Origin of the sequence: Streptococcus chenjunshii, from assembly GCF_003086355.1 — a bacterium.
In the GTDB taxonomy this organism is placed as follows: domain Bacteria; phylum Bacillota; class Bacilli; order Lactobacillales; family Streptococcaceae; genus Streptococcus; species Streptococcus chenjunshii.
In genome coordinates, this window is record NZ_CP031733.1 from 2,230,705 (window position 1) to 2,252,759 (window position 22,055).

Consider the following 22,055-nt stretch of genomic DNA (forward strand, 5'->3'; position numbering starts at 1 on the left):
AAAAAGAAACGCTCAAAAACAAGAGGCTGACAGCTGTTTTTCTGCAGCTTTCAACCCCCACGGTTTTTAACGACTGAGGCTGAAAAATTGTCAACTAACTCCCAGTTATAACTTTCTTTTTGTTCTTAATGATTTACCATACGCCGTTTTCTACAAAAACCAATCTGTAAAGAATTACAAACTTGTTTTTGCATAAAACCACGTATTGTTATTATCATACCATAATTTAAGCAAAATAAAAAATCCGGAAAACTGTCTCCTTTTAAAAAAAGACTGCTGTCTTTAAAAAGAGCAGCAGATGATTTTCTCTTCCCTAATAAAGAAAAACCTCCCCTGAAGGGAGGTTCAGTCAATCAGCTCTTAGAACTGGTCAATCAGTAATTGTTTCAGCTCTGCAATGTAAGGCTGACGTGGGTTTGCTGGAGTACATTGGTCGTCATACGCCAGACTTGCCAGACGGTCAACAGCTGCATCAAAGGCTTCTTTTGTAACACCGTTGGCAGACAGTTTCGGCTCAACACCGACAGCGTGCATCAGCTTATCAATACGCTGGCAGAGCGCTTCAACCAATTCAGCATCATCTTTGCCTTTCAGGCCGAGATAACGGGCAATATCGGCATAATCCCGCTGTGCACGGTATTCTTCATAACGCGGATAAACGGAGCGTTTCACATTGCCGGACACCCCATTATAGCGGATAACATGCTGCATAGCAATAGAAATAGCAAGACCGTGCGGCAGTCCAAACTCACCGCCGGTTTTGTGAGCCAAGGAGTGGTTGATTCCTAAGAAAGCATTGCCGAATGCCATACCGGCAATTGTTGAGGCGTAATGCATGTTTTCTTTGGCCTGCTCGCCGCGCAGAGTTGGATTCTGAGGGTCATAGTTGTAAGCATCTTCTAAGTTTTCAATAATCAGCTTAATCGCTTCAAGTGACCAAGGACGGGTGAAATCAGAAGCCATCACAGAAACATATGATTCAAGCGCATGCGACAGAGCATCGAGACCTGACCAAGCAGCCGTCCGTTTTGGCACAGTCATGACAAATTCCGGATCAACGATAGCCACTTGCGGAACCAATTCATAGTCTGCCAATGGGTACTTCACATGGGTAAAGTCATCTGTAATAACGGCAAACGGTGTTACTTCCGCACCTGTACCGGAAGTTGTCGGGATACAGAAGAGACGGGTTACAGTCTGATGTTTAAATTTAACGATACGCTTGCGGATATCGATGAATTTTTGCTGCAGTTCAAGGAAGAATTCGCTGACATTGTCATAGCTGTCAAGCCAGCCATCCTCTTTGTCGAGCGATACTTCATAGATCAGACGGGCAATCTTAGATGCATCAATTGCCGAACCGCCCCCGATAGCAATAACTGTATCCGGTTTGAAATCACGCATCTGTTTAGCAATTTCGATAGTTTGTCCCAGTGTCGGATCCGGTTTGATCGTTCCATAGAGCGATGTCACAACTTTCTCATCACGCAGGGCCAGCTGTGCATAAACAGTATCAACGAAACCAAACTGAACCATACCCGGGTCAGCTACAATCAGTGCGCGTTCCATTGGTTCATAGGCATCCTGCAAGTAGGAAATAGCGTTCTTTTCGTAGTATGTTTTTTCCGGCAGACGAACCCATTGCGGACGGTTGCGGCGTTTGGCAACAGTTTTCACATTCAGAAGGTCGCTGGTTGATAAATTGTGAGACAATGAATTTTTCCCCCATGATCCTGTTCCAAGAGTTAAGCTGGCTTCCAATGCATCCGTATAAACATCGCCGATACCGCCGACTGAATCCGGTTGGTTAACCAAGACACGGGATGAATTCAAAGCATCGCCAAATTCGGTGACAAATGGGTCGGCTTGTGAGCCGATTTGGATAGCGCAGTTGTGGCCTGCCCCTTGGTAGTCCAAGAGAGCAGCTACAATTTCAATACCATCCTGACGGTCCTTAGCCTTGTAAACAGACAAGAGCGGGGAGAGTTTTTCAGATGAGAGCTTTTCTCCAATGTTTTTCTTGTCCAGTTCAAACAAGAGAACATCTTTGCCTTCAGGCAGTTTTACACCAGCCTGTTCACAGATCCACTGTGCTGACATACCTGCAACCGGTCCGTTAACGCCGTGACCATCATTGAACACGAAATCTTCAAGTTTCTTGTAGTCTTTTTTAGGAACTAAGTAAGCTCCCTTTTCCTGCATTTTTTCCAGCCATTCTTGATAGATTGGCGCTTCGACAACTGCTGAGTTTTCAGTTGCACAAATCATACCGTTATCGAAACGTTTTGACAGAAGAAGATCTTCGACCGCACGGTCAAGGTGAGCTGTCGCATCAACGAAGACGGCACCGTTGCCGGCTCCGACACCCATAGACGGGTTCCCTGATTTAAGAGCTGCGTTAACCATGCCCGGCCCGCCGGTTGCCAAAATCGAAGCGATCTTTTTGTTGGAAATCAAGGCACTGGTATTGGCAATTGAAGGGGTATCAATCCATTGGATAATATCTTTAGGTGCCCCAGCTTTAAGTGCTGCGTCATACAGGATTTGAGCCGCATGAGCTGAACAGTTCTGTGCTGCCGGGTGGAAGGCAAAGACAATAGCGTTTCTGGTCTTTAAAGCTACCAAGATCTTAAACATGGTTGTCGATGTCGGATTAGTCGTTGGAACAATACCTGCTAACACACCGAGAGGAGCCGCGATTTTGATACTGCCTGACACCTTATCTTCACCGATAATGCCTACCGTTTTTTCATTTTTAATTCTTTCATAAACATTCTCTGTCGCAAAGTGGTTTTTCGTATCCTTGTCTTCAACAACACCGCGCCCTGTTTCTTCGTGCGCTTCTTTTGCCAGCTGCAGGGAAGCTTCAGATCCGGCTAAAGCCATAGCCGCTACGATTTTATCAACCTGCTCCTGTGTATAGGTCGCATAAGCTTCCTCGGCCACCAAAGCTTTTTCAACTAAGGTATTTGTGTACTGTGCCGCAGCTTCTTCCGCGGTAAGCTCTGTCTTTTCGACATTTGTTTTTGCTTCTTTAACCATTAAAAACTCCTTTACAAAAATAGCGCCGGATACTTTCCTTTAGCTTAAGAAAAGTATTTTGTGATTTTTTTCACTTGCTATTATATAATTTTCCGCAGGTGAAATCAAGTATTTTTTGTGATTTTTTTCATTTATTTTCTCTCCCAGTATCGAAGGGCTGATTTACAGGCGTCCCAAAGCTTTTTGATAAAAACGGCAGCCACTGTACAGCTGGGAAGGAAGCTGATGGAAGGTCCCTATTATCTTTGTGTTTGCAGCATTTCAGCCGAAACCTGTCTCAGCAGTTTCCACTATGGCCTTTTATCTTGTCAGAACTGAACACAGCCTAAAACTCTTTGCAAAAAAGATATAGCTAAGTTTAGAATTGATTTAAAGTTAACTAGCCGTGGGCATCTGAAAGCTTTGTCGCCTTAACAGCCGACCGCATCCTTCTAATCATCCTGGCAGGGGTGCGTCTGCGAAATCGGAGATTTCGGACTTACCGCCAGCCGTAGCTGATTGAAGGCTTTGTCGTCTTAGCAACCGACCGCACCCTTCTAATCATCCTGGCAGGGGTGCGTCTACGAAATCGGAGATTTCGGACTTACCGCCTTTTCATATGGATTTCTTAGCGGTTTTTGTTTCTACATAAAAAAAACAAAGCCAAGAATCGTCTGTTTTGGCTTTGGTTTTTTAAAATGATGAGTTTGCTTAACGGCGCAGTCCCAATGACTGAATCAGTTCACGGTAGCGGTTAACATCTGTGCGGCGCAGATAAGCCAGCAAATTGCGGCGGTGACCGATTTTCTTCATCAAGCCCCGGTATGTTGCATGGTCTTTTTTATGCTGTTTGATGTGTTCGTTCAAATGGTTAATTTCCCAAGTCAAAACAGCTACTTGAACTTCTACGCTGCCGGTATCGCCCTCATGGCGCGCATACTGTGCAATAATTTCATTTTTTTTCTCTTTTGAGATTGCCATAATCATTTCTCCTTTTATTGCTTCATCCGAGTTCTGGGTTTTGGCAGCTCCCGGAACCAAGAAAAAGTTAGTTTGTCTTTGCGACTGCTCCTATTGTAACAAATTCAAAAAAGCCCGTCAATCATTACCGGGCAAAAAGAATCGTAAGCCAGATAATTCTGATAAATGGGGCTGAACTGCTGGTTACCGATAGAATGGCTGCTGCAATAGAGTTTGGATTGTCTCTATTGCAGCCCCTGATTATACATGACAGAGACAGCTGCCGAGCATTTCATAAAGAAGGCTCACTTCTTTATTTACGGGGCATTTTGTGATATAGTAGATTTGTTTGAATTCAAAATTAATTTAATGTTGAATTAATAAAGGAGATACTATGTCAGTACAGGACAAATTAATACGGCCGAGCCATAATATTAATATGGACGATATTATCCGCGAAGGGCATCCGACGCTGCGGGCGCGGGCCAAAGATGTCTCTCTTCCTCTTAAGGATGAGGACGTCATTCTGGGAGAAAAGATGCTGCAGTTTTTGAAACACTCACAGGACCCTGTGATGGCTGAAAAAATGGGGCTGCGCGGTGGCGTAGGTCTGGCAGCCCCCCAATTGGACATTTCCAAACGGATCATCGCTGTTTTGGTTCCTAATCCGGAGGATGAAGAAGGCAATCCGCCGGAAGAAAGCTACAGCCTGCAGGAAATAATGTACAATCCGCGAATTATCGCCCACTCTGTTCAGGAAGCTGCCCTAGCTGACGGTGAAGGCTGTCTGTCTGTTGACCGGGAAGTTCCCGGCTATGTTGTCCGGCATGCCCGTGTAACCGTTGAGTACTTTGATAAACAAGGCAGCAAAAAGCGGATGAAGCTGAAAGGCTACCATGCCATTGTGGTTCAGCATGAAATTGACCACACAAACGGTATTATGTTCTTCGACCGTATCAATGAAGCCGAACCCTTCGCCGTTAAAGAAGGCATGCTGATTATTGAATAAAACATCAAGGAGAACATTGTGAAAAGAATGATCAATTGGGTAGAAAAGCGGCAGAAACTTCTAATCAGTCTGGTCTGCGCCTTAGCTTTTTTTTCCTATGTTTTTTTGCTGCGCAATGAACTGAAAGTTGCAAATAATAACGGGAATATCAAAATTGTCGCAGCCAAGCAAAAAGATCCATTAGCGGCCGGTTACCGTGAAAATACCAGACAGATTGCTCTTGAAGGACAACCCCTGAATGATGATGAGATTGTGCGCAATGACTGGGGAGTCTACAGCGCTGCTGTTCCTATTCCTATTAACATCACCGAAGCCACAGATGACTTGGAAAATCCGACTATGGAAATCCAGCATGATGGACCGGTCAGAAATATTTCCTTTGAATACAGCCGCTACTATCTTGGCGGCTATCTGCAGATCTATCTGGATGATGTGCTTTATATGCAGCTCAACACATATCAGGAAGAAGAGAGCTACGAACTGCTGACTATTGATTTTCCTCAGCATTACGGTCTAAGCAGCACCAATGCTGTCTGGTGGCTGCAGATGGCCATTTTAGCAGCAGCGCTGCCGCTTTTTGTGCAGCTGGAACTCTATAAACGGCTGCCCTTCCGGCGGTTCCTGCTGGCTTTTATCTTGCTGGCTGCTTCCTATTATGCCTTAGCGGCGGGCTTGAACTATACCCTGCCGCAAAGCTTCGTTTTTTCCAACACCCTATACAGCTTCAATAAAGCTATGCTGGTGCTGACGTTATTCACTTTTTTTGCTTTAATATTGGGTCAGGTTCTGTTCTACTTTGTAAAAACACGCTGGCGCTATTGGGGACAGCTCCTTTACTTGCTCCTGATTGTGCCCGCTCCCTTTTTAACTTTTTATCTGCTGGAAATGCCTTCCGCTTATGATTCCTATCTAAAAGCTGCGGATATTCCGGCTAATCTGGCTATCATTACTGTCATCTGGCTGACGTTGGCTATGCTGACGACTTCCCTGCGTATGGCAAGTATGCTGGCTGCTGCGGGCGGACTGATTATGGGCATTGTCAATAAAGCGCTGATTGCTATCCGGTCCACACCGCTTCTGGCCTATCATTTCCTGCAAATTCGCGATGGTCTGAATGTTGCGCAGAACACCAAAATCACTGTTGAATTAATTATTCCGGAGTTAATCTTTTTAACCGCCTTTTACCTGATTGCACTGGCTTTCCTGCCGCCTTCCAGAACATTATTTGCCTGGCCTGAACCGCTTCCGTTTTGGCAAAAACTGCCGAACCGCTTAGCTTTTCTAAGAAAAACACTTTACCAGAAGCTGATAATCTCGGCTGTTGGTATCCTGACCGCACTCTTTGCCCTAAGACCTCTAGTTTATCATATCGCTAACAGTGTGGATATGGATTTGCTTTTCTTTTCCATGCAGAAAACCTACTATGAACATGGTTTTGCCCTTTCATTTACAAGATTTTATGAGGTTTCACAGATTACTGAACCAGAGGGATACAGTAGCGAGGCCGTAACAGATATTTTGGATCACTATCCCAGAAAAGACAATTCTGCCAAGCAGAAACCTAATATTATCATTATCCAAAATGAATCGCTGACTGACTACGGTCAGCTGACCTCTCTGAACTTTAGTCCCGATCCGCTGGAATTTATCCATTCCATGACCGATAATACAATTAAGGGGGCTTTTTATGCCTCTGTATTGGGCGGCGGTACTGCTAATACTGAGTACGAGGTGCTGACCAGCAACAGTTTAGCGATTTTGCCGCCAAATGCTTTCCCTTATCAGCAGCTGATTACTTCTCCCAAAAATAACATAACCAGTGCTTTAAACAGTTACGGCTACCAAAGCGTGGCCGTTCATCCCTATCTCGAAAATTTCTACCGGCGCAATCTGGTCTATGATTATTTAGGTTTTGATGAGTCCTATTTTAATAATTCTAAGCCTGCAATCTCCGATCTTGTTGACGTTGAGAATCTGCGGGGTTATGTCAGCGACGAATCCCTTTATCAAGCCAGCCAAAAGCTGATTGAAGACACAGATGACCCCCTCTTTAATTTTATCGTGACAATGCAGGGGCATGAGAGCTACGGTCTTTCAGAAGAAGAAAATCCAAGGACTGTCTCTATTACCAACAGCCCCGATGACAGCAGCGCCACCGATTTTCTATCCAGTGTGAGGGCTTCTGATCAGGCGTTCAAAGATTTCATCAACTCTCTTAACGCTTCGGATGAACCCACTGTTGTTATCATGTACGGTGACCATCAGCCCGAGCTCTCCAACAGTTATTTTGAGCCGGCTTTGGATGCCAATGACCCCAGCGCTAAATACCAAACCCCTTTTATCATGTGGGCTAACTTTGATTTGCCTCAGGACGATGACATCAAGCTCAGTCCTAATTACCTTGTGCCTTATCTCCTCAGTACTCTGACAAAGACGGATTATCCGCTGCCGGTCTCCTCTTATTACCAGTTCCTCTCCGAACTGCAGCAGCAAATCCCGATTATGACCACTTGGGGCTACTATAATGCCGATTACGCTTACTCTGCTGAAGCACCTGCTGATAATCAGCTGCTCAGTCAGTACCGCCTGATTGGCTACAATAATGTGGTGGATAAAAGCGCCTTGAGCTTGACAAACTATTATGAATAAATAAAAAAAACTCACCTGATGTGAGTTTTTTTATTAGAACTAGAACTCTGTGAAGCTCGGTTAAAAAGCCTAGGTTCATGTTGTACAGGCTGGGCTGCTGCAAAATCAGCCCTTCAGGGCAGACAGAACTGCTTCTGCCTGTTTGCCTAATTCTTCCAAAATATCATCGCTTAAGGTCAGTTCTCCTGTTGCCCAAGCTTCATCATTAATGCGGGAAGCTGTTACCTGATCTACAAAATTGGTCCGAATAAACGGAAGCAGAGCGCGGTAAATATCTGCAGCCTGTTCATGACCGCCGTTAGCCAGAAGAGAAACTGTAGTGACTTTACTGTCAATAGCGGAAGGGCCTGATGGATCTGCAAGATCAACTGCACGCGATGCCCAGTCTAACAAATTTTTCACTGGTCCTGGAATTGAAAAATTATAAACCGGCGAGAAAATCCAGACAGCATCTGCTTCCTGAATAGCCTTGCGGACTTCTGCTACTGCAGGCAGTACCGGAGTTTCAAGATCCTGATTAAAAATAGGCACTTGACTGTAATCTAAATATGAGACCTGTGCTTTTCCGGCGAGGATTTTTTTCGCTGCTTGAGCCATTTGCAAATTAAAAGAACCTTCACGGAGGGAACCGACAACAAATAAAATAGATTTCATTTCTTCTCCTTTAAAAAACTGTTTTAGTGAGCTAATAAAAGACATGTGCACTCCTATCTGTTTACTGCTATATAGCTACATTTATTACTATGTAGTAAATTATAAAACAGCTTGCTGCTAAAGTCAATCATAATGCTTATAAGTCTTTAAACCTTTTCAGCAAAGCAGTCAGCTCTTCTTGCTCTCTTTCTGAAAGCAGAGAAAAAACGTCTTCTATTTTTTGAATATGGGCCGGAAGAGCATGTTCAATGACCTGTCTTCCTTTATCTGTCAGATCTACCAGATAGGCGCGCCTGTCATCAGGACTTGTCCGGCGGCTGACCCAGCCCTTCTTTTCCATATTTTTGATAACAACTGTCATATTGCCTGATGTGGCCAGCACATTGTCGATTAACTCTCCGATTTTCATCTGTCCCTTGGCGTAAAGGACATCAAGGACGGCGAACTGAGCGGCTGTCAGATTATCCTCTTTATATGATTCTGAAACCTTGGTATCAATTGTCCGAAAAGCTTTACGCATGACAACCATTAACTTAACTGCTGCATTTTTAAATTCTGCCATTCTCTCCCCCTCATAGTGATTTTCTTCTATCCTAACACTAATTAGGTATTTTCTCAACTGGCAAAAAAGCTCCAGGCAGTCGGGCCGACTGTCCGGAGCAAATAAGTTTATGCCGTGATGACTCGGCGGGCGGGCCATCAGACAGGGCACTGTTTTTGCCCTTTCAGGATAAATGCCTTTTGAGCTCAACGGCTGATCAAAAGAAATCATCAAACAGACTGAGCTGATTGTCTTCCGGCATATTGCCCAAAATCCCCATTTCATCCATCTTCTCAACAAGAGTAGCCGGAACACCGCCGCGTTTGCGCAGCTCCATTTTCGATAAGAATTCTCCTTCTTTCCGGGCGCTGACAATCTGTCTGGCAACATTCTCACCTAAGCCATCTAAAGCCACGAAAGGCGGTATCAGGGTATCGCCGTCAATCAAAAACTCTACAGCATCGCTGCGGTAAAGATCCAGCTGACCGAATTGATACCCGCGTTCCAGCATTTCGTTGACAATCTCTAAGCTGGTGAACAGGTCTATTTCAACATTAGAAGCCTCATTATTTCTTCGTTTTGTACTGATATCCGCCATCCGCGCTTTAACTGCAGCCAGTCCGGCACTCATCGTTTTCAGCTCAAAGCCCTTAGCTCGGATAGAAAAGTAGGCACAATAGTAATAAAGCGGGTAGTGGACTTTAAAGTAGGCAACACGCAACGCCATCAGCACATAAGCAGCGGCGTGAGCTTTAGGAAACATGTACTTAATTTTCCCGCAGGACTCAATGTACCAATCCGGAACATTGTTCTCTCGCATCGCCTGAATATAGCCATTGCGCTCTTCTTCGGAAATTTTCAGCCAAGCTCCCTTGCGGACGCGTTCCATAATGGTAAAAGCCATTTTGGGTTCGAGCCCTGCGTGCATGAGATACACCATAATATCATCACGGCAGCCGATAACCGTTGATAAGGTGGCAATCCCTTCCTTAATCAAATCCTGGGCATTCCCCAGCCAGACATCCGTTCCGTGCGACAGGCCTGAGAGCTGCAAAAGTTCGGCAAATGTGGTTGGATGAGTTTCATCAACCATGCCTCGGACAAAATTGGTCCCAAATTCCGGAATCCCCAGCATGCCGGTCGACGCTCCGATTTGCTCCGGTGTAACTCCCAGTACATCGGTTCCTGAGAAAAGTTTCATCACATCAGGGTCATCAGCAGGAATTTCAGTTGGGTCAATCCCTGACAAATCCTGCAGCTTGCGAATCATCGTGGGGTCATCATGCCCCAGAACATCCAGCTTAAGCACATTTTCATCAATATCGTGGAAGTTAAAATGGGTGGTTCGCCACTCAGCGTTCGAATCATCAGCGGGGTACTGGACCGGAGTGAAGTCATAGACATCCATATAACTAGGAATAACAACGATCCCGCCAGGATGCTGGCCGGTTGTCCGCTTGACTCCGGCAGAACCGCTGGCCAAACGATCCACTTCCGCATCGCGGTAGTATTTTCCATAATCACGCTCATAGCCTTTAACAAAACCGTAGGCTGTTTTTTCGGCCACTGTGCCTACTGTTCCTGCCCGGAAAGCATACTCTTTGCCAAAGATATCACTGACATCGCGGTGAGCCCTCGGCTGATCATCACCGGAAAAGTTTAAATCGATATCCGGCACCTTATCGCCATCAAAACCTAGGAAGGTTTCAAAAGGAATATCCTGACCGTCTTTTTGATAAGGCGTTCCGCATTCCGGACAGTCTTTATTCGGCAAATCATAGCCGGAACCGACTGAACCGTCTGTAATGAATTCTGAATGCTGACAGTTGGGACAGACATAGTGCGGCGGCATAGGGTTAACCTCCGTAATGCCAATCATCGTCGCAACAAAACTTGAACCGACCGACCCGCGCGACCCGACTAAATAACCGCGTTCATTAGAACGGTTAACCAACATTTGTGAAGCCAGATAAATCACTGCAAAGCCATTTCCCAGAATAGACGTCAGCTCTTTTTCAATCCGCAAATCAATAATATCAGGCAGTGGATTGCCATACACGGCAAAGGCTTTTTGGTAGGTCATCTCAGCCACCCGCTCTTCTGCATTTTCAATAAAAGGCGTATAGAGGTCCGATTTTACCACCTCGACCTCTTCAATCTTATCAGCGAAAGCATTGGTATTTGTGACAACAAGCTCATAGGCTAAATCTTCGCCTAAAAAGGCAAAGTCATCCAGCATTTCATTGGTCGTGCGGAAATGGGCCTTCGGCAGAGGAGCAGGCTGAGCATCTTCGCCGCGGCCGATCGGCCTGTTTATAGCCGCTCCCTGACCCAAGCTGCGTACAATAATTTCCCGGTAAATGTCTTCTTCAGGTTCAATGTAATGAACATTCCCGGTAGCCATGACAGGTTTTTGCAGACGCCGGCCAACTTCAATCAGATCTTTGATCAGCTGCTGAATTCCTGCTTCATCCTTAACCAGCTCACGTGCAACCAGCGGCTCATAAATGGCCGGCGGCATCACTTCAATGAAATCGTAATATTTAGCAGCTTCTACAGCGGCATCAACACCGCTGGTCAGCACAGCATCAAAAACTTCACCTTCAGTACAGGCAGTCCCAAGCAGCAAGCCTTCACGGTGCTGATCCAAAACCGTTCTGGGAATTCGGGCAACACCGGCAAAATATTTCACATTCGCCAGACTGACCAATTTAAACATATTTTTCAGCCCTGTTTGATTCTGTACATATATCGTCGCATGCTTAACCCGTGCTTTTTTATAAGAATCCTGAGCGACCAGCTTGGTATTAAGGTCTGCCAAATCAGTTAATCCGTGTTTGTCACGCGCTTCCTGCAAAAAGATAAACAGCAGGCGGCCTGTCGCTTCCGCATCGTAATTAGCCATATGATGATGCTCAAGAGCAACCTGAAAACGTTTGGTCAGAGGACCCAGACCGTGGCGCTTGTACTCCGGATAAAGATTGCGGGCAAATTCTAAGGTATCGATAACCGGCTGGCTGATGATTGGCAAGCCCTGACGCTCATAATTGGCATTCATAAAGCCGACATCAAAACTGGCATTATGTGCAACCAGTACTGTGTCCTGACAAAAGTCCTGAAACTCCTGTAAAACCTGCACTAAAGGCTTGGCACCTTTAACATGGTTATCTGTAATACCGGTCAAATCTGTCGTAAAAGCGGACAGAGGATGTCCCGGGTCAATAAACTCATCAAACTGCTCCACAATATTCCCCTTAAACATTTTAGAAGCAGCAATTTGAATCAGGTCATTATTGACAGCAGAGAGCCCCGTAGTTTCAACGTCAAAGACAACATAGGTCGCCTCATGCAGATCTACAGAAGCAGGATGGTAAACAATAGGAACCTTATCCTCAACGATATTAGCTTCTAAGCCAAAAATCGCCTTGATCCCAGCCTGCTTAGCCCTATGGTAGCCGTGCGGAAAACTTTGGACATTGCCGTGATCGGTGATGGCCACTGCCCGGTGTCCCCACTTAGCTGCTGTATCAATCAGCTTTTCGACAGTTGGTAAAGCATCCATCGTCGACATATTAGTATGGGCATGAAGCTCAACGCGTTTCTGCCCTTCCGGCATTAAATCTTTGCGTTCCTGATGGGCGATGGCCTTGACATCCTGAACATTCATGGTTAACGTCCGGGTAAACTGATTATTTTCAATATTTCCCCGGACACGCAGCCAGGCACCTTTGGCAATCATATCGTACTTTTTGAGCTCATCATCATTTTTCACCCATTTTTGCATGGCAAAACTGGATGTGTAATCTGTCATCTTGAAATTAATAATATGGCGGCCGGTCCGCGTCGTCTTGCGTTCAGCTTCAAATACCATGCCTTCAAAAACAATGCGGTTTTCTTCTGTTTCAATATCCGCCATAGGTGTAATGGCCGCTTTTTCAAAACTGGACTGCCGTTTTTGACTGTAACCGGCAAAATCATAACTGGCTTTTTCCGGTTCCTGAGGAGGCGGGGCTGCAGCTTCCAGTGCTTTTTGGGACTCCCAGCTGTCCTGTACAGCCTTCTCCAGCAGGGCCTCACGGCTGGCCTCAAAAGAAGCTTTGAGCTCTTGAGTCATCGCTTCATCGGCAGCGATGGCAAAATGTACTTTTCCAAAACCAAAAAGCTCGAACTGCTCTTTCAATTTTGGCAGATGGTTTTTGGTGAAATGTTCATTGCTGACAAACTGAGGAGCCGTAATCAGAATCTGATCGCCATCGCAGCTGAGAGGCAGATGGGCAAAAGCCGATTTGAAGCTGGCACTGCTGCACAGCGGCAGTTCAAAAGCATAGCGGTAATAGTCCTGCAGCAAATCCAGAGAAAAATCGACTGTTTCCGCCTGAATCGTAAAAGTGGTTTTAATATCTGCCTTTTGAAAGGCTGATGACAAACGAAAAGACAGTTCACGATAATAGTCAAGCGGCAGAATTTCCGGGAAAGCAAAATGAAACTCCCACAGACGCGAGACAGAGTGCAGTTTCACTTCAATAATATCCGCAGCTGAAAAAACACTTGAAGTTTTTATTTCAAGCGGCATTTCGATTTGATCCATCAATTGATTAAATAAATCTGACATAGTTTTTCCCAACCTCTTAGCATTATTCTATCACAACCCTCTCTAATTTTCGAGCAGGAATTGAACAGGCCTGAGCCCCTTGCCAGCTGCCTGATTTCTCTTGGCATAATACCTCCTTTGCTTAAAACTAAACACGGTCTGAACGCTGTGGGAGTGCACAGGCAGTCCGAACTTGAAAATTAGAGAGTGAGGGAATCCTCTAATTTGAGGTTCTGTCACAAGACTTAGCCAGCCGTAGCCGTCTGAAAGCTTTGCCGTCTTCACAGCCGACCGCACCCTTCTAATCATCCTGACAGGGGGCGTCTGCGAAATCAAAGATTTCGGACTTACCGCCTATTTTCTCTTTGCGTTCTTAACGGCCGTTGTATCTTATAAAACCGCTGAGCACAGGCAAAGCGGTTTTAACAGTTCGTTTATTAGCTGTTCGTTTTTCTCATCACAGATGCAGAAAGGCAAACAGAAGCTCTGTTTTAATCAGCGTTTCTGTCGGTCAAAATACCAAGCGTTTCACTTAGATTTTCGGCATTAACCTCAATGGTGTCGCCTGTGGCTTTTATCTTCACTTCAACAATCCCTTCAGCAGCTTTTTTACCGACAGTCACACGGATCGGCAGACCGATCAGATCGCTGTCCGAAAACTTAGAGCCGACACGCTCATTGCGGTCATCGGTCAGCACCTGATAGCCTTGCTCCTGTAAATCGCGTTCAATCTTAGCCGTCAAGGCACTAGCCTGCTCGTCTTTGACATTAACAGTGATCAGGTGAATATCGTAAGGGGCCAGTTCCTTAGGAAAATTAATGCCCCAAGAATAGCGATAATCCCCTTTTGGTGTTTTGCTGACAAAGAGGCGGGCATGCTGCTCAATAACGGCTGACAAAATACGGCTGACACCAATACCATAACTTCCCATTACAATAGGCACAGCACGGCCGTTTTCATCAAGAACGGTTGCCCCCATGCTCTCAGAATACCGCGTCCCCAGCTTAAAGATGTGACCGATTTCTATTCCCCGAGCAAATTTGAGGATACCTTGCCCATCCGGTGAAACTTCCCCTTCTCTGACTTCACGGATATCCGCATAGTCAGCTGTAAAATCACGCTCGGGGTTGACACCTGTCAGGTGATAGCCATCAGTATTGGCTCCCGCAACCGCATTAGTCAGCGCTTCTACTCTGCGGTCCGCAACCAGCTTAACAGAGTCTGGCAAACCAACCGGCCCCAAAGATCCAAAGCCGGCACCAAAGAGTTCCCGAGCTTCTGCCTCACTTGCAGGCTCCAGAAAATCTGCTCTAAGAAAATTCTTAAGTTTGACCGTATTGACCTGATCATTGCCGACAAGAAGAACAGCCAGCAGCTCATCATCAGCCCTAAATAAAAGTGTCTTAATGGTCTGTTCCTCAGGCACTTGTAAAAAGGCAGCCACTTCGTCAATTGTTTTACAATCTGGTGTTGTTACACGCTCAACAGCTTCTTGGACAGCCACTTTAGTGGACGGCTTATATTCACTGGTGGCCATCTCCAAATTAGCTGCATAGCCCGATTTATCAGAATAAACAACTGTATCCTCACCAGCCACCAGCCAAGACTGCAGCTCTGCCCGGATATCCGCAAGCACAGCCTCAGGAATCTCCTCCAGAGAAGCTATCGATTTATCCAAAACCAGCCAATGACCGAGGTCGGTACGGTCAGGCGTAATAGCCATAAATTCTTGACTGTCCTTGCCCCCCATGGCACCGCCATCACCGATAATCCCTTTGAAATCCAGCCCTGCCCGTCTGAAAATAGCCTCGTAAGCTTTGCGGTAATCTTCGTAGGTCACATCTAAGCCGGCATAGTCAGCATGAAAACTGTAGCCATCTTTCATGATAAATTCCCGTGTTCTCAGCAAGCCGTTGCGAGGACGTTTTTCATCTCGGTACTTAGGCTGAATTTGATAAAGATTTAAAGGAAGCTGTTTATAAGACTTGACAGCATCACGGATAAGGGTTGTTAATGTCTCCTCGTGTGTAGGACCCAAAATAAAGTCCGACTGATCACGGTTTTGCAATTTATAGAGATCGTCCCCGTAAGTTTCATAACGTCCGGATTCCCGCCAAAGGTCTGCTGTCAGCAGAGCAGGTGCCAGCATCTCGACTGCATTAATCTTCGCAAACTCTTCGTGCATAATAGCCTTGAGCTTCTCGATCACACGGTTGGCTAAAGGCAGATAAGCATAAATACCAGCAGAAATTTGACGGACATAGCCTGCACGCAGCATAAGGGCATGGCTGATAACCTGAGCATCGCTTGGCATTTCGCGAAGCGTTGGAATAAGCATTTTAGATTGTTTCATAATTAAGATATCAAAAACTTAAAAACGTCAACAAAGGAAAATGGTCAAACATCTCTCCTGTTTTATTGATGTTTTTTCAGTCCTGATGCACTTCCTTTCAAATATTATATGATTAACAAATTAGTTTTGACGATTGATGCGGCTTATTCAGAAGATTATTTATCTCTCAATAAGCCAAACCGGACAGATATTTTCCGGCCGGCAGCAGAGAAGCTAGAAAAAAGCCCGCATAATATCATTCCATGTCACCGCAATCATTAAAATAATCATTAGGGCAACTCCTGCCAATGTAACATAATTTTCTGTTTCCTGCCTGAGAGGCTTGCGGCGGACAAGTTCAATAAGATTAATCAGTATTTTCCCGCCATCCAAAGCCGGTATGGGAATCAAGTTGAAAATTCCCAAGTTGATTGAAAGCAGAGCCATGAGTGAAAGAACGGACTCCAGACCGTTTTGGGCCGCCTGATTGGACAGCTGGTACATGGCAACCGGACCGCCAAGCTGGTCCAGGCTAAAATGGGAAAACAGATTTCTTAAAGCTGTCAGGATGAGGGTAGCACCGTCCCAAGCCATCCTGAAACCGCCAAAAACTTTGTCTCTGAAACTGGTTTTTAAAGCTTGAGATACACCAATATAGTAAGAACCATTTTGCTCCTGCGGCTGAATGGCCAAGTTTTTGGTCTGACCGTTTGTTTCAACTGTTACCGCAATGCTCTCTCCAGGTTTTAGGTTTTCTGTCGCCGCGCTGACAGCCTCAGTCAAATCAGTCCAGTCTGCAATTTTCCGGCCGCCGATCTGTAACACACGGTCTCCATTTTTGACACCGGCCTGAGCCATTGCGCCATCCTCAATGACTCGGACCTGATTCGTATCAGGATTGGCAGCGCCGCCCTGTACAAAGACCAAAAGAATAAAAACAAAGATCCCTAAAATAAAGTTATTTAAGGGGCCGGCAAAGTTCGTGATGAGACGCCCCCAAACAGAAGCATTCTGATACTGAACATCCAGCGGAGCAATCCACAGTTCCGTCCCATCCTCCTCGATAATAGTAGCGTCATGTGCGACGGAATATGTCTTCTCCTCATCCAGCACCCTGCCTGTAATTTCCAGTTTATCCTCTAAGTCGTAGCTTAAAACAGTCATCGGCAGGGCTGTCTGATCAGTGTATTTCGGCGAGAGATTGATCCGGCTGACCAGACCTGCCTGATTGATTGTTAAACTGGCTAAAGAGCCGGTTTTGATGTCAGTTTCATCATCACCCCATCCCGCCATGCGCACATAGCCTCCTAAAGGCAGGATACGGATGGTGTAGGCCGTCCCTTGTCTGTCAATATGTGAAAAAATCTTTGGCCCCATCCCAATGGAAAATTCCCGGACCAAGATACCGGATTTTCTGGCAAAATAGAAATGTCCAAATTCATGGACAACAACCAAGATGCCAAAGACCGCAATAAACGTCAAAATTCCTAGCATAGTTTTCCTTTCAAAAGTCTTTAAGCAAGCAGCCAGCTTAGCGTAAAAGCAGATAGCTTATAATAATTAATGATAAGCCGCTGATTAAAAAAAGAAGAGCAAGGCTTCAGTCCGTAAAATGAAGCCATATTTTTCTGCCATACAGACAAACCTGCAGTTGCTGCCGCAGCCGGCATTATAGCAGAAAAGAAAGGACAGTCTCCCTCCAGTTACAAGCTGCTTTATGGTCTTCAAAGAGACCGCAGCTTAGAACAGACCAAAAAGATGCATAATTGGAAAAACAAAAATCATGCTGTCAAAACGGTCCAGTATGCCGCCGTGCCCTGGAATTAACCGGCCGGAATCCTTAACACCAAAATGGCGTTTAATGGCACTCTCTACTAAGTCTCCAAATTGACCGCAGATGCTAAAAATCATAACCAAAAGCAGCATGACAAAGAAATTGCGGGGTTCATAAACACCTCTTCTCAGCAGCATAAAGACAGCCGCAACAATTAAGGCGGATACGATGCCCCCTAAGCTGCCTTCCACTGTTTTGTTCGGTGACACTTTGGCAAGGAGTTTTCTTTTCCCGAACCGGCGTCCAATCAAATAGGCGCCGATATCGGTTGCCCAAACAATAAAGAGCGCAAGGAGTACCTTGTCTATTCCGCTGATACGGGCATTAACTAAATTTTGGAAGCCAACCCCAACATATAGGCTGGCAGCAATCGGATAGGCAGCATCCTCAAAAGAATAAGAATCACTGCTAAAAACCGTCCCCGCCAGTAAAAAGAAAACAAGCAGACTGAAAACGGAAAAACTGGCATCAATAGGCAAAAAAATTAAATAGTTATCCAAAGGGACCGTAAGAACAAAAGCCCCTAACATAGCGAAAACACCTTCTATTGAAAAGGCTTCGAGTTTTTTCATTCTCAGCATCTCAGCTACACCAAGCATGGCCAGCAGACCGACAAAAAACTGAAAAGGCAGACCTCCCCATACCAGAAAAGGGATAAAGATAAGCAAAGCAATACCTGCCCAAATAACACGTTCTCTCATTATGTCCTTCTTTCTAAACACCGCCGAAACGGCGCTGACGCCGATTGTATTCACTAATTGCTTCTAAAAGACCTTCTTTTTTAAATTCCGGCCACATAGTTGGAGTGAAATAAAATTCACTGTAGGCAGACTGCCAGGACAGAAAATTGCTAAGCCGCTGTTCCCCGCTGGTCCGAATAATCAAGTCAGGATCACGGTAAAGATAAGGCAGACTGCCAGTCATCAAATAACTGGAAAACAGTTCTTCTGTAATATCTCCCGGATTGAGCTTAGCCTCCAAAACATCCTGAGCGATCAATTTAGCTGCATGAGTAATATCAGCCCGCCCCCCATAATTCAAAGCAAAGTTGAGGATTAATCCTGAGTTGTGCTTGGTTTTTTCTCGGGCACGCTCCATCGCATCAAAGGTTGCTTCCGGAAGCTGGCTCACATCTCCTATCACCTGAATGCGGACATTATTGGCATGAAGCCGAGGAACATACTGATCAAAAAACTCCACGGGCAGATTCATAATGAACTTAACTTCCTCTTGGGGGCGTGACCAGTTTTCAGTAGAAAAGGCGTAGACTGTCAGGACTTTAACACCAAGATCCGAGGCCGCAATTGTCACCTCCTGCAGCATTTCCATTCCTGCCTTATGTCCAAAAACACGGGGCTGCATACGCTTTTTAGCCCAGCGCCCATTGCCGTCCATAATAATAGCAATATGATTGGGAATGTCTTCCAAAATGAATTCTTTTTTTCTTCTAAATTTAAACATTGCTCTTCCTACAGATATTATTGCTTTTTCTATTTTACCATACTTTAAACGTTTTTTACCCATTTTATGCATCATTCGCTGCCTTACAAGAAAGAAATGTGTTTCCGCAGCAAAGCCGAACTGAACTGCGATACTGTTTTACATATACCTATTCTCCCTCTAAAACAGCGGTACTTCAACCCCCCGGATATTAAAAACACTCCGCATTCTCACGGAATCAAATAACAAAAAAAGCAGCTATAGGTTAACTGCTGTCTTTTGTGGCTCTATAATTTCTGTAGTGGGTAAATCCACTGCGAAGATTATAGGGCTTTTTAATGCAGACAAAAAGTCCCATATGACTTATAATGAAAAGCGTTGAAACAACTCATTAGAAAGATTCATATGGAACAACTCTATCATACTACAGAATTGATTGGAATTAAAGATAAAAACATTACTCTGAATAAAGTTTTTAAGTGTCAAACACACATTGAGGTCTGGGCTAGGCTTGATTATGAGCCTAAATCTTGTCCAACTTGTGGGGGAAAGCAGATAAAATACGACTTCCAAAGGCCGTCAAAGATTCCATACCTTGAAATTGCTGGATTTCCTAGTCTTATCAAACTCAAAAAGCGTCGTTTCCAGTGCAAAAGCTGTCGCAGAGTTACAGTCGCTGAGACTAACTTGGTTCGGAAAAACTGCCAAATCGCTGAACCTGTTAGACAAAAGATCACACAAGGCTTGATCAAACGTGATGCTCTGACACACATCGCTCAGAACTTGGCTGTTTCAACGTCAACTGTCCATCGTAAGCTCAAGCAATTCACCTTCAAAGAAGACTTTTATCATCTGCCTGAGCTCCTCTCCATCGATGAATTTTCTTATCAAAAGGGTAAACTAGCCTTCATTGCTCAAGATTGTGAAACCAAGAAAATCATCACGATCCTGGATAATCGGACACAAACAACCATTCGCAATCATTTCTTTAAGTACTCTAAAAAGGCTAGAAACAGCGTTAAAAGCGTTACCGTTGATATGTCTGGCAGCTATATTCCTCTTATCAAAACTCTATTTCCTAATGCTCAAATCGTTCTTGATAGATTTCACATCGTACAGCATATTAGCCGAGCTCTTAATCACACTCGCATTCAACTCATGAAACAGTTTGACAAGAAATCTCTGGAATATCGTGCCCTCAAATACTACTGGAAACTGGTCTTGAAAGACAGCCGAAAACGTTCTTTGAACCGTTTTTACTCAAGAACTTTTAGGGAGACCCTGACACCAAAAGAATGCTTGACCAAAATCTTCCAGCTTGTCCCTCAATTACAGGGCTACTATGACCTTTATCAGCTCCTGCTTTTCCACTTGCAAGAGAAAAACGCTAACTGTTTCTTTGACCTGATAACAGAAGCTTTCCCACACCTTAATCAAACCTTTAGAACCACTCTTGCCACACTTGTTCGCTATAAAAAATACGTTACAAACGCCATACAGATGCCCTATTCTAACGCCAAACTTGAGGCTACAAACTCATCAAGGACATCAAGCGTAATGCCTTTGGTTTTCGGAACTTTGACAATTTTAAAACTCGCATCCTTATCGCTTTGAACATAGCAAAAGAGGAGACGAACTTTGTCTCCTCTCGTGCTTAGCTATAAGTCACCCACTACAGTTGACAATGAGCCTCTTTTGTTTACTGGCTGTCAATAGCCGAATCCATTGCATCTTCTGCTTCTGAATCATTATCGGCAGCAGCATCACCCGCTTCCAACACTTCTTCAGCTGCAGCAGATGCCTTAGTAATAACCGTTTTAAGGGCTGATAATTCAAAAGTTAAATAAACGCCATCAACATCAAGCACCATTCGTTTATTCTCATTATCGATCTCATCAATAATGCCGTAAAGTCCTCCGATTGTGACAATCTCATCGCCTTTTTGAACAGCATTCAGCTGATTCTGACGCTCCTGAGCCTGCTTTCTCTGCGAACGCTGCATAAACCACATCAGCCCAAGCAGCACCACCAGCATAATAATCGTTGAATAACCCATAATTTCCTCCTCCAATAAGATACAAAGCCCGTTAAAAGAGCAAAGCAAAAATAGGAGGCTGGACGAAGAGCCACAGGGCTCTAGGACAGACTGTCTTTTTTGCACAGCTCTTAGGGTGTGTTCAGTTCCAATAAGATACAAAGCCCGTTAAGAAAGCGACTGAAAAATAGGGGCCCAACCGATGTGCTGCAAACACGAGGGAGGGACATCTTTTTTCCGAGCTTTTAGGGCGTGTTCAGTTCCGACAGTGTTTAGCACTAAGTGTTACTATACCAAATTTACGGCCAACAGGCAAGTCTTCCTGAACAGCTGGCAAAGGAGCAAGAGATTTTTCTAAACTTCGATGCCTGTATTTTCAATCGATGTTCCGCTGTAAAAAGCGGCTGTCCGATAAATAGCAGCACTGAAATGTTGAAGCCCCCGTTCATATACGGAAATAAAAAATCCCTGTATTGCCTCTGCTCGGATATTCAGAACATTTTTCTGCCTTCAGACTTTTGTTTGGCAGCAAGAGCTGCACGGAGGCGGGATGGTAAAGCCGAAATCGTCATTTTATGACAGCTACCGACTGCTGTCCCACACTCTGCTCTCCCGCTTTTAGCCAATAAACTCTGCAATAGCTTCCTCAGACAGGGAGGAATCGCAGATCACCTTGACTTGTCCTTGTTCAGCTACCAAGAGCCCTGGGACTGTCGGAATCTCATATTGCTGTCTGAACGCCTGAATAGCCTGCGCATCTGCTGCGTCTTCACTGTTTAAAAAGGAAACCTCAGCATTAGCTGCCAGTGCAGCCTGGGCAAGCTTAGGAGCAAAACGCCTGCAGAATGGACAGGTTTCGCGGCCGACAAACAAAATAAATTTGGCTCCGGAGCTTATCTGTTCCTGCGCTGCAGCAGCTGTAATTTCTGTAAAATGTTGGATTGATTCTGTAAATGTTGACATGATTTTCTCCCTTTTTCACAAAAGA

At 45.0% G+C, this 22,055-nt stretch carries 13 protein-coding genes and 1 pseudogene; 3 read left to right on the top strand and 11 right to left on the bottom strand.

All coding sequences use genetic code 11. The features are described from left to right. Positions 1–360: 360 nt before the first annotated feature. Together adhE and rpsO are read right to left on the bottom strand one after the other, a co-directional pair. Complete coding sequence (gene adhE, locus DDV21_RS10800; protein WP_116878828.1) at positions 361–3,042, bottom strand: bifunctional acetaldehyde-CoA/alcohol dehydrogenase; 2,682 nt, start codon at positions 3,040–3,042, stop codon at positions 361–363. A gap of 690 nt (positions 3,043–3,732) precedes the next feature. Next, the gene (gene rpsO, locus DDV21_RS10805) at positions 3,733–4,002 is read right to left on the bottom strand and encodes a 30S ribosomal protein S15 (RefSeq protein WP_067064034.1); all 270 of its coding nucleotides are present in this window, start codon (positions 4,000–4,002) and stop codon (positions 3,733–3,735) included. 373 nt (positions 4,003–4,375) lie between these two features. On the opposite strand from rpsO, the gene def reads away from it, so the two are divergent. Then, entirely contained in the window at positions 4,376–4,990 is a 615-nt protein-coding gene (gene def, locus DDV21_RS10810) for a peptide deformylase (protein WP_116878829.1), read from the top strand. 27 nt (positions 4,991–5,017) lie between these two features. After that, positions 5,018–7,639 carry an LTA synthase family protein gene (locus tag DDV21_RS10815; protein WP_241964719.1) on the top strand — a complete coding sequence of 874 codons (2,622 nt, stop codon included), beginning with the start codon at positions 5,018–5,020 and terminating at the stop codon, positions 7,637–7,639. Positions 7,640–7,744: 105 nt separating this feature from the next. Here the strand turns inward: DDV21_RS10815 and DDV21_RS10820 are convergent, their stop codons facing one another. From DDV21_RS10820 to DDV21_RS10855, 7 genes are all read right to left on the bottom strand, one after another. Further along, positions 7,745–8,293 carry an NADPH-dependent FMN reductase gene (locus DDV21_RS10820; RefSeq protein ID WP_116878838.1) on the bottom strand — a complete coding sequence of 183 codons (549 nt, stop codon included), beginning with the start codon at positions 8,291–8,293 and terminating at the stop codon, positions 7,745–7,747. Between the two features lie 136 nt (positions 8,294–8,429). Continuing rightward, on the bottom strand, positions 8,430–8,855 hold the full coding sequence (locus DDV21_RS10825; RefSeq protein ID WP_116878831.1) for a MarR family winged helix-turn-helix transcriptional regulator: 426 nt from the start codon (positions 8,853–8,855) through the stop codon (positions 8,430–8,432). A 196-nt stretch (positions 8,856–9,051) separates the two neighbouring features. Continuing rightward, a complete protein-coding gene (locus DDV21_RS10830; RefSeq protein WP_116878832.1) occupies positions 9,052–13,446 on the bottom strand; it encodes a PolC-type DNA polymerase III in 4,395 nt (1,464 codons plus the stop codon). A gap of 470 nt (positions 13,447–13,916) precedes the next feature. Continuing rightward, positions 13,917–15,779: a proline--tRNA ligase gene (locus DDV21_RS10840; RefSeq protein WP_116878834.1), complete on the bottom strand. Its 1,863-nt coding sequence runs from the start codon at positions 15,777–15,779 to the stop codon at positions 13,917–13,919. 213 nt (positions 15,780–15,992) lie between these two features. After that, the gene (gene rseP / locus DDV21_RS10845; protein WP_116878835.1) at positions 15,993–17,252 is read right to left on the bottom strand and encodes an RIP metalloprotease RseP; all 1,260 of its coding nucleotides are present in this window, start codon (positions 17,250–17,252) and stop codon (positions 15,993–15,995) included. A gap of 246 nt (positions 17,253–17,498) precedes the next feature. Then, positions 17,499–18,293: a phosphatidate cytidylyltransferase gene (locus DDV21_RS10850; RefSeq protein WP_116878836.1), complete on the bottom strand. Its 795-nt coding sequence runs from the start codon at positions 18,291–18,293 to the stop codon at positions 17,499–17,501. A gap of 13 nt (positions 18,294–18,306) precedes the next feature. After that, positions 18,307–19,053: an isoprenyl transferase gene (locus tag DDV21_RS10855; protein WP_116878837.1), complete on the bottom strand. Its 747-nt coding sequence runs from the start codon at positions 19,051–19,053 to the stop codon at positions 18,307–18,309. 384 nt (positions 19,054–19,437) lie between these two features. Between DDV21_RS10855 and DDV21_RS10860 the strand changes: the two are divergent. After that, positions 19,438–20,690: pseudogene (locus DDV21_RS10860) on the top strand (ISL3 family transposase). A 41-nt stretch (positions 20,691–20,731) separates the two neighbouring features. Here DDV21_RS10860 and yajC read toward each other — a convergent pair. Beyond that, entirely contained in the window at positions 20,732–21,088 is a 357-nt protein-coding gene (gene yajC / locus DDV21_RS10865; protein WP_116879072.1) for a preprotein translocase subunit YajC, read from the bottom strand. A gap of 597 nt (positions 21,089–21,685) precedes the next feature. Continuing rightward, complete coding sequence (locus DDV21_RS10870) at positions 21,686–22,030, bottom strand: DUF6568 family protein (protein WP_116879073.1); 345 nt, start codon at positions 22,028–22,030, stop codon at positions 21,686–21,688. Positions 22,031–22,055 lie beyond the last annotated feature (25 nt).